The sequence below is a fragment of the Deltaproteobacteria bacterium genome, assembly GCA_009692615.1.
Classification (GTDB): Bacteria; Desulfobacterota; Binatia; order UBA9968; family UBA9968; genus DP-20.
In genome coordinates this window covers 37,738-44,429 of record SHYW01000035.1, presented here as the reverse complement: position 1 = coordinate 44,429, position 6,692 = coordinate 37,738, and the positions used below count along the sequence as shown (strand labels likewise).

The 6,692-nt window shown below is 56.3% G+C and carries 8 protein-coding genes; 1 reads left to right on the top strand and 7 read right to left on the bottom strand.

Annotation, left to right across the window (positions count from 1 at the left end; all coding sequences use genetic code 11):
• Positions 1 to 81: 81 nt before the first annotated feature.
• The 7 genes from EXR70_10715 to EXR70_10685 all read right to left on the bottom strand — a co-directional run bounded on the left by EXR70_10715 (position 82) and on the right by EXR70_10685 (position 5,690).
• Positions 82 to 585 carry a hypothetical protein gene (locus EXR70_10715; GenBank protein ID MSP38950.1) on the bottom strand — a complete coding sequence of 168 codons (504 nt, stop codon included), beginning with the start codon at positions 583 to 585 and terminating at the stop codon, positions 82 to 84.
• A 32-nt stretch (positions 586 to 617) separates the two neighbouring features.
• Positions 618 to 1,604, bottom strand: coding sequence for a hypothetical protein (locus EXR70_10710; GenBank protein MSP38949.1), 987 nt, complete (start codon positions 1,602 to 1,604; stop codon positions 618 to 620).
• A gap of 3 nt (positions 1,605 to 1,607) precedes the next feature.
• Entirely contained in the window at positions 1,608 to 3,152 is a 1,545-nt protein-coding gene (locus tag EXR70_10705; GenBank protein ID MSP38948.1) for a hypothetical protein, read from the bottom strand.
• Entirely contained in the window at positions 3,064 to 4,032 is a 969-nt protein-coding gene (locus tag EXR70_10700; GenBank protein ID MSP38947.1) for a GHKL domain-containing protein, read from the bottom strand. Before EXR70_10700 ends, EXR70_10705 begins: the two co-directional genes overlap by 89 nt.
• 327 nt (positions 4,033 to 4,359) lie before the next feature.
• Entirely contained in the window at positions 4,360 to 4,713 is a 354-nt protein-coding gene (locus EXR70_10695) for a hypothetical protein (GenBank protein MSP38946.1), read from the bottom strand.
• A 33-nt stretch (positions 4,714 to 4,746) separates the two neighbouring features.
• Positions 4,747 to 5,232 (bottom strand): hypothetical protein, encoded by a 486-nt coding sequence (locus EXR70_10690; protein MSP38945.1) that lies wholly within the window; start codon positions 5,230 to 5,232, stop codon positions 4,747 to 4,749.
• Positions 5,233 to 5,234: 2 nt separating this feature from the next.
• Positions 5,235 to 5,690, bottom strand: coding sequence for a response regulator (locus EXR70_10685; GenBank protein ID MSP38944.1), 456 nt, complete (start codon positions 5,688 to 5,690; stop codon positions 5,235 to 5,237).
• Between the two features lie 233 nt (positions 5,691 to 5,923).
• Between EXR70_10685 and gloB the strand changes: the two genes are divergently transcribed.
• Positions 5,924 to 6,691, top strand: a complete 768-nt coding sequence (gloB, locus tag EXR70_10680; GenBank protein ID MSP38943.1) for a hydroxyacylglutathione hydrolase — start codon at positions 5,924 to 5,926, stop codon at positions 6,689 to 6,691.
• Position 6,692: the final 1 nt, after the last annotated feature.

Below are 6,692 nucleotides of genomic sequence, written 5' to 3'. Positions count from 1 at the left end.
CAAATCGAGGCAAAACTAAGGACCCTATTAACCACGAGAGCAAAATGTAATCTGATATAACTTCGCAAAAACTGTAACTCATTACGAAAAAAACGATCTATCCTCCGCTGCCCTGCTTCCAGGGCAGTTGTTCAGAGGTTCCTTAAGCGATGCGACCCCCGTCAAGTTATTCTGCGACGAGGCGAAACTGGCAACGACACCGACTTGAATTGGGTCGCCGATGACGCTGAACACGATCGGAATCGTCTGCGTCGCTTTCTTCACAGCCAAGGTTGGCATCGTCGTCACGGTAAAAATCCCATCCGGTTTGCTCTCGATAAGCTTCATGGCGCGCGCCTCGAATGACTTTACGTCGCCCTTGCTATCCTCGACGACATAACTAATCTCTCTGCCCTCTTTGAAGCCGAGCTTGGCCATACCCTCGCGGAGGCCCTCCAGAACCGGATCGTAGCTGCCGCCGGGCGTAAGCACTCCGATGACCGCAGGACCGGCCTGGATTGAAGGCGGAACAATCCCGGCGACCATCCCCAGCAGCGCAATGACGCCGCAAACGAGGTCGGCATTAATGGAACGATAACGATTCATATTGTTCTTCACTCCTAATTTAAGCGAATTGTCTATTCCACCAGGCGATCGATGCGGCCCGCTAAAGTCTGGGGAATTTTCATCCCCAGAAGCTTTAACGTACGGCTATTTAACGTAAGCAAAAATTTCTCGGGAATTTCCGACGGGATATTTTGCGGCTTCTCCCCTTTGAGCACTTTGGCCAGCAGCCGCGCGCTTTGCATTCCGACCAGGCGAAAATCCGGCCCGTAGTTGAAAAGCGCGCCGCGCTCAACGATGTCTTCCGCGGTCACCGCCAGGGGTAGTTTCTCTTCCTTGGATTTGGCGATTAGTTGATCGATCTGATTGAGCAACAGCACCGACGGCAGAAATAAAATCGCGTCCACCGCGCCTTTGTGTTTTTCCGCGAGAAATTTTTCGACTTCCGCCTTGCTCGAAACCTCGCGGCGAATCAGTTGCAAGCCGATCCGTTTGGCCGCCGCTTCGGCGTATTGATAGGAGACCTCGGAAGCAATCTCTTTCGGAGACACCGGCGCAAGCACCCGCTTGACGCTGGGCATAATCTCCTTCAGCAGTTCGAGCCGTTTTTCACTCAACGGCCCAGAGTAGCTGGTAACGCCGGTGAGATTATTTTTTGACGCCGCAAAGCTGGCGATCAGTCCGGAACGGATCGGATCCGACGCCCAAGCAAAGACCACCGGCAAAGTCGTCGTAACTTTCATCGCCGCTTCGGCATGAGCTGTTGGCAGCGCGAAAATGACGTCAGCTTTGGCGTCCACCAGCCGTTTCGCTTGACTGACGAGGTCGGTGATCTCGCCCTTGGAATCTTCGGCGAGATAGGAAATATTTTTATGGTCTTTGAATCCGAGCCGCTCCATTCCCTCTTTCATTCCGGCGACCACCGGCACCCAAGACTTGCCGCCGCTGAGGATACCGACGACCGGATTGGCACTCTGCGCCAACACTGAAGTTCGGTCCCTCGCCAAGATCGCAAGGCAGATCAGCGCCAATAATTTTATTTGCCATCGAAATCGCTGCATTCGTTAGCCCTCCACTCTCGCCTCGAAGCTATTTTGATTGTTTGCCAGAGCGTCGACGGCCGGCGCGCGCGGCAGCGTGAAATGGAACGTCGAACCCTTGCCGGGCTCCGACTCGAGCCAAATCTTGCCGCCATGCCGCTCGACGATTTTTTTGCACACCGCCAGGCCGATGCCGGTGCCGGGATATTCCGCCTGGCTGTGCAAGCGCTGGAAGATGGTGAAAACTTTTTCACCAGACTGAGGATCGATACCAATGCCGTTGTCTTTCACCGAGAATAACCAGTCGTCGCCTTGAGCGGCGCAGGACACGCGGATTTCCGGCGTGTTGCCGTTTCGAAACTTGATGCCGTTACCGACCAGGTTCTGAAAAAGCTGTCCCAATTGCGCCTGATCCGCGGCGACACTCGGCAGCGGCTCGACGACCAGCTTCGCGCCGCTTTCCTCGATGGCGAGCTTCAGGTCCCGGCGCACCCGCTCCATCACCGCGTTGCAATCGGTGCGCTGCAGTTCTTTGCCATGACTGCCCACCCGCGCGTAGACGAGCAGAGCGGCGATCAAGGCCTGCATGCGATCGGCGCCGTCGACCATGAAGTGAAAATATTCATCGGCATCGACATCCAATTTACCCTTGTAACGCCGGGTGATCAGTTGGGCGTAGCTGCTGACCATGCGCAGCGGTTCTTGCAGATCGTGGGAGGCTACGTAGGCGAACTGTTCTAAATCGGCATTGGAGCGCGTTAAATCTTGGGCTTTTTCCGCCAGCGCCTGCTCCGCCCGTTGACGGGCCAGTTGCTGGCGTTGCATTATTTTTTCGGCGTGGCGAACGATTAGAAATAGTACGCCGTAGAGCACACCCAACAGGAGAACGACACCGGCGACCAGCTGGTTCTGCGTCCGCTGCATTTTGTCGAATAGGTCGGTCACGTCATAATAGAGTTCAAAAACTCCCTCGATCTTGCCGTCGGCGCCGTCCGCTCGCACCGGGATATAGCTCGATATCAAGTCACGATTCTCAATGACGCCTTCGAATGCGCTAAACGTGTCTCGATGGGTAATTTCGCTCGCCGCGATGCCGGAGCGGGCCGCAATAAAGCCTGCGTTCTTGCTTTTGCTTTCGCCGATCTGCTTAGCTTCGCTGGAAAAAACCGTACGACCGTGGAGGTCGTAAATTTTGATCTTGAGAACCGAAAGCCCTTTGACCGACTGTGATAAGGAATGGCGAATTTTGTCGATCGCCGCATGCTGACGCAAAGCGTCGTCGCTCAGTTCCGTGGTCGTCGTGAGAAACGAACCGAACTCGGGCCACAGCGAGTTGGCGAGCGCGCGGGTCAGCGCGACGTTGTGGCGTTCGCCGGTTTCGAGCAGATCGTTGAGCGCGACCTGTCGATAAAAGAACGCCAGCAGCGCCGTGATCAGCGCGACGCAAGCCAAACTTGCCAGGGAAAAATAGCGCAGCAGCCTAAACATCGCTTCCTCCATTGCCGGGCAGGGTGAAATAAAACGTCGAACCCTTGCCGGGCTCCGACTCGAGCCAAATCTTGCCGCCATGGCGCTCGACGATTTTCTTGCAAACCGCCAAGCCGATGCCGGTGCCTTCGTATTCCTCGCGGGTGTGCAATCGTTGAAAGATCACGAAAACTTTCTCGGCGAATTGCGGATCGATGCCGATGCCGTTGTCCTTGACGCTGAATCGCCATTCGTTTCCTTGCTTGTGGCACGACAGGTGAACCTCGGGCGCATTACCGTTGCGATATTTGATCGCGTTGCCGATCAGGTTTTGAAACAGTTGGCCGAGCTGGCCGACATCGCCGCGCACCGTCGGTAAAGGATCGTGATGAATCTCGGCGCCGCTTTCGGCAATCGCCACCGCCAAACTCTTTAAAGTAGTCGACAACACCGACTCGCAATCGGTCGGGACAAATTCATTGCCCTTGCTGCCGACGCGCGAATAGGTCAGCAGATCCTGAATCAAGCCTTGCATCCGCTTGGCGCCGTCCACCGCGAAGCCGATGAACTCATCGGCGTCGGCGTCGAGCTTTCCCTTGTAGCGTTTCGCCAACAGCGTGGTGTAGCTGGTGATCATGCGCAGCGGCTCCTGCAAATCGTGCGACGCCACGTAGGCGAATTGCTGGAGTTCTTCGTTGGAAGTGGTGAGTTCAGCTTCGCGCTGTTGCAAGCCTTGATTGGCGCGCGACAAGTCGCCCTCGCGTTGTTTCAACTCCTCGATCAGCTTGCCGTTCTCATCGAGTGCCCGGCGCAGCGACCGCATCGGCAGCACGCGCAACACCCAGAAAATCGCTATGCCGAGAAGCGCCGCCAATGCGCCAACCTGCGCCATTTGCCACAACAATGGCGCCGTCGAACGGCCGATGACCACCTGACCGACTTTGACGCCGGAGTCCATGACATCGGCAAAATACCAAACCATCGGCGGCGTGAGCGCGTCGGCACTTTCGGCGACGGTCTTGCCGTCGAGATCGACGACTCGGCGAATTTCCGGCGTGCCCTGGCGCGGCCGGCGCTTGAGAAATTCTTCCAGTCTCCCGGTCTGGAATCGCCAGAGCTCCGGATTGGCGCGCACCACTTGTGCCGCAATGCGCGCGTTGATCTCCGCCTCGGTTTCGAGCACTGCGTACAGAACGTTTCTAGCGCCCAAAAAATAGGTGAGCGGCAGCGCAATCGCCACGATGGCGCCGATAATCGCCGCAATCCAACTGATGGTAACGAACAATCTGTGGTCGGCTGGAATCACGCCTTACCGTTTCTCTCCGGCTTCGGGCAGCCAGTGTCCCAACTTCGCGATGATTTGTTGGCCGCGCGCCGAGACGACGAAATCGGCGAAGGCTCGCGCCGTCGCTGAACCGTTCGTCTTATTGACGATATAAAAACTTTTGAACCAGGGATAAGAACCATCGGCGATGCTTTTAGCGCTGGGCACGACGCCTTTCACTGACAGCGCTTTGAGAGCGCGTTTTTCCGCTGAGATCAAACAGATCGTCGAGCTGCCGATGGCACCGGGAGTCGACTCGATCAGGTTGGCGCTTTCCTCGTCGGTCATAGCGATCGCCATGCCCTCGCGCTGGTACGCCGCTTTGAGCGCCTGTTCCATGTCGGCACCGATGTTAAACAGAATCTCGCTGTCCTAATCGGCCAGCGGCCGCAAGATCAAGCGCAGCCGCTCGCCGTTGGCCCAAGTAATTTTCTTCGCGCTATAAATATCGATGACATCTTGAATCGTCAGATTGCCGAGCGGATTTTTTACCGGCACGGCGAACACGAAGGGCGAGCGGCCATACAGCCGCGCGCTGGCGCCGTCGATTTTTTCCACCGACTTACCGGGCCGGCTGGTCACCGCGAGATCCAGAGCGCCGCCGATCAGAGCTTTGCGGCCGCCGCCGCTGCCGAGCCCCGGCACCACGACGATGTCGATCTTCGGATGGTCTTTCTTGTAGACATCGCCGAGCACGCGCATGACGCCCAGCGCGGCGCCGGTGCCGCCGACTTTCACGGTCTCGGCCGCCACCGGTGCGGTCAGAAAGCCGATCATCAGCAACGCCCCAGCCGACAAATTTCTCGATCCTAGTTTTCGCATCTTCATCACCTCATGCCTGATGTTAATCTCGGTCATGGTTACAGCGCGGGGTCATGGGCCGGTAGCTTGACGATAGTGAACCAAAACTCTTCGAGTAATTTTACAATGTCGATGAAGGCCTCGATGTCGACAGGTTTGGCGATGTAACAGTTGGCGTGAGCGCCGTAGGTCGCCTGGATGTCCGACTCGGCATGGGATGTGGTCAGTACGATCACCGGGATATGCATGAGTCCGGCATCGCTTTTGATCTCCCGCAGCACTTGCCGGCCATCGACTTTCGGCAAGTTCAAATCGAGCAGAATCAAATCAGGACGGATCGCGTCGCCGAAGCCGTTACGCCGGAAAAGCATTTCAATTGCTTCCTGACCGTCTTTAGCGACGGTCAGATTGACAGCCAATGGACCTTCACGGAGCGCCTCTCGAGTCAGCCTCACGTCGCCGGCATTGTCCTCTACGAGCAACACTTCGATGGGCTTAGAAGTACTTTCGAGCATAATCAGATCTCTCCTTCGATTGCCGAACCATTGATCCTACAGCAATTTTCGTGACGCTCCGTTAAAGGCCGCTACCATTGCCCTGGTAATCGGCAAAAAGAGCTTTTTGTTTAGTTACTTGCCGGGATTGAGCGGGCTGTGGTAGAGTTTTTCAGGTGGTTCACGGACAGGTTTGGTAAGGACCGACTGTTCATATCTGACAGCTAACCGACAAAAATCGTCATCATAGGTATATGAAAATCATTCAAATCCCGCTGTTACGCGACAACTACGGCTACTTGCTGGTCTGTGAAAAAACCCAACAGGCGGCCATCGTCGATCCTTCGGAGGCGGCGCCCGTGCTCAGCCGCATCCAACAAGCGGCGGTGACGCCCGTGGCGATCTTGAACACGCACCACCACCGCGATCATACCGGCGGCAACGAAGGGTTGTTGGCGAGCCGGCAACTAAAAGTCTACGGTCACAAAAGCGATCGGGAGAGAGTTTTTGGTATGACCGACGGCGTCGACGAAGGCGACGAGATCGAGATCGGCGAGCTCAAAGGCAAAGTGTTTTTCATTCCCGGCCACACCACCGGCCATGTGGCTTATTTATTCGGCGATAATTTGTTTTGCGGCGACACGCTGTTCACCGCCGGTTGCGGCCGGCTCTTTGAAGGCACGCCGGCGCAGATGCAGGCGTCGTTGAAAAAACTCATGGCGCTGGGCGACGATATCAATGTGTACTGCGGCCATGAATATACCGAGAGCAATCTGCGCTTCGCGATGAGCGTGGAACCGAAGAATGGCAAATTGGCGGCGCGCTACGAGCAGGTGAAAAATCTCCGCGCCCAAGGCCAGTCGACGGTGCCGGCCAAGATGGCGGAAGAGAAACAGACCAATCCGTTTCTCCGTTGGGATAGCCAAGAAATTCAAGCCAGCGTGAAGTCGGCTATGCCTGACGCAGGCTCAGATCCGGTTTCAGTTTTCGGCGCGGTAAGAAAAATGAAGGACGCGTTCTAAA

Coding starts and splice junctions, on each gene's coding strand:
- EXR70_10715 (MSP38950.1), bottom strand. CDS start 585: ATGAATCGTTATCGTTCCATTAATGCCGACCTCGTTTGCGGCGTCATT.
- EXR70_10710 (MSP38949.1), bottom strand. CDS start 1,604: ATGCAGCGATTTCGATGGCAAATAAAATTATTGGCGCTGATCTGCCTT.
- EXR70_10705 (MSP38948.1), bottom strand. CDS start 3,152: ATGGCGGCAAGATTTGGCTCGAGTCGGAGCCCGGCAAGGGTTCGACGT.
- EXR70_10700 (MSP38947.1), bottom strand. CDS start 4,032: ATGGTTTGGTATTTTGCCGATGTCATGGACTCCGGCGTCAAAGTCGGT.
- EXR70_10695 (MSP38946.1), bottom strand. CDS start 4,713: ATGGAACAGGCGCTCAAAGCGGCGTACCAGCGCGAGGGCATGGCGATC.
- EXR70_10690 (MSP38945.1), bottom strand. CDS start 5,232: ATGACCGAGATTAACATCAGGCATGAGGTGATGAAGATGCGAAAACTA.
- EXR70_10685 (MSP38944.1), bottom strand. CDS start 5,690: ATGCTCGAAAGTACTTCTAAGCCCATCGAAGTGTTGCTCGTAGAGGAC.
- gloB (MSP38943.1), top strand. CDS start 5,924: ATGAAAATCATTCAAATCCCGCTGTTACGCGACAACTACGGCTACTTG.